The 1,754-nt window shown below is 49.8% G+C and carries 1 rRNA gene; it reads right to left on the reverse strand.

The features are described 5' to 3' along the window. A 23S ribosomal RNA gene (locus HLH18_RS11065) occupies positions 1 to 1,716 on the reverse strand; the annotation flags it as partial. Positions 1,717 to 1,754: the final 38 nt, after the last annotated feature.

Here is a 1,754-nt window from a genome sequence, read left to right on the forward strand (position 1 = left end):
ATCACCGTCGACAGCGTACCTTCTCCCGAAGTTACGGTACCATTTTGCCTAGTTCCTTCAGCAGAGTTCTCTCAAGCGCTTTGGTCTACTCGACCTGACCACCTGTGTCGGTTTCGGGTACGATTCCTGTGTAACTGAAGCTTAGAGACTTTTCCTGGAAGTATGGTATCAGCCACTTCGCTGTACAAGTACAGCTTGCTATCAGTTCTCAGCATAGAGTACCCCGGATTTGCCTAAGATACATGCCTACAACCTTTCACCTGGACAACCATCGCCAGGCTGACTTAACCTTCTCCGTCCTCTCATCGCATTACACAGAAGTATTGGAATATTAACCAATTTCCCATCGACTACGCCTCTCGGCCTCGCCTTAGGGGTCGACTCACCCAGCCCCGATTAACGTTGGACTGGAACCCTTGGTCTTTCAGCGTGCGAGTTTTTCACTCGCATTGTCGTTACTCACGTCAGCATTCGCACTTCTGATACCTCCAGCAGACTTCTCAATCCACCTTCATCGGCTTACAGAACGCTCCCCTACCACTTACACTTACGTGTAAATCCGCAGCTTCGGCATATAGTTTTAGCCCCGTTACATCTTCCGCGCAGGCCGACTCGACTAGTGAGCTATTACGCTTTCTTTAAAGGGTGGCTGCTTCTAAGCCAACCTCCTAGCTGTCTATGCCTTCCCACATCGTTTCCCACTTAACTATAATTTTGGGGCCTTAGCTGGCGGTCTGGATTGTTTTCCTCTTGACTACGGACGTTAGCACCCGCAGTCTGTCTCCCGGATAGTACTCATTGGTATTCGGAGTTTGCATCGGTTTGGTAAGTCGGGATGACCCCCTAGCCGAAACAGTGCTCTACCCCCAATGGTATTCGTCCGAGGCGCTACCTAAATAGCTTTCGGGGAGAACCAGCTATCACCGAGTTTGATTAGCCTTTCACCCCTATCCACAAGTCATCCCCTGGCTTTTCAACGACAGTGGGTTCGGTCCTCCAGTTAGTGTTACCCAACCTTCAACCTGCTCATGGATAGATCACCCGGTTTCGGGTCTACACCCAGCAACTAAACGCCCTATTAAGACTCGGTTTCCCTACGGCTCCCCTATACGGTTAACCTTGCTACTGAATGTAAGTCGCTGACCCATTATACAAAAGGTACGCAGTCACCGGACACAATGCCGGCTCCCACTGCTTGTATGCATGCGGTTTCAGGATCTATTTCACTCCCCTCACAGGGGTTCTTTTCGCCTTTCCCTCACGGTACTGGTTCACTATCGGTCAGTCAGGAGTATTTAGCCTTGGAGGATGGTCCCCCCATATTCAGACAAGGTTTCACGTGCCCCGCCCTACTCGACATCATCATATAAGCCCTTTCGTGTACAGGACTATCACCCACTACGGTTGCACTTCCCAGAGCATTCCACTAGAACTTATATGACTTAATGGGCTTTTCCCCGTTCGCTCGCCGCTACTAAGGGAATCTCAATTGATTTCTTTTCCTAAGGGTACTGAGATGTTTCACTTCCCCTCGTTCGCCTTGCATGACTATGTATTCATCATGCAATACCTACCTTATGGTAAGTGGGTTTCCCCATTCAGAAATCTCCGGATCACAGGATATTTGCCGCCTCCCCGGAGCTTATCGCAGGCTATTACGTCTTTCATCGCCTCTGACTGCCAAGGCATCCACCACATGCACTTAATTACTTGACTATACAACCCCAAACAGTCGTCGACACCTACAAGGAGTG

Origin of the sequence: Acinetobacter sp. ANC 5414, from assembly GCF_013004295.1 — a bacterium.
Lineage (GTDB): Bacteria > Pseudomonadota > Gammaproteobacteria > Pseudomonadales > Moraxellaceae > Acinetobacter.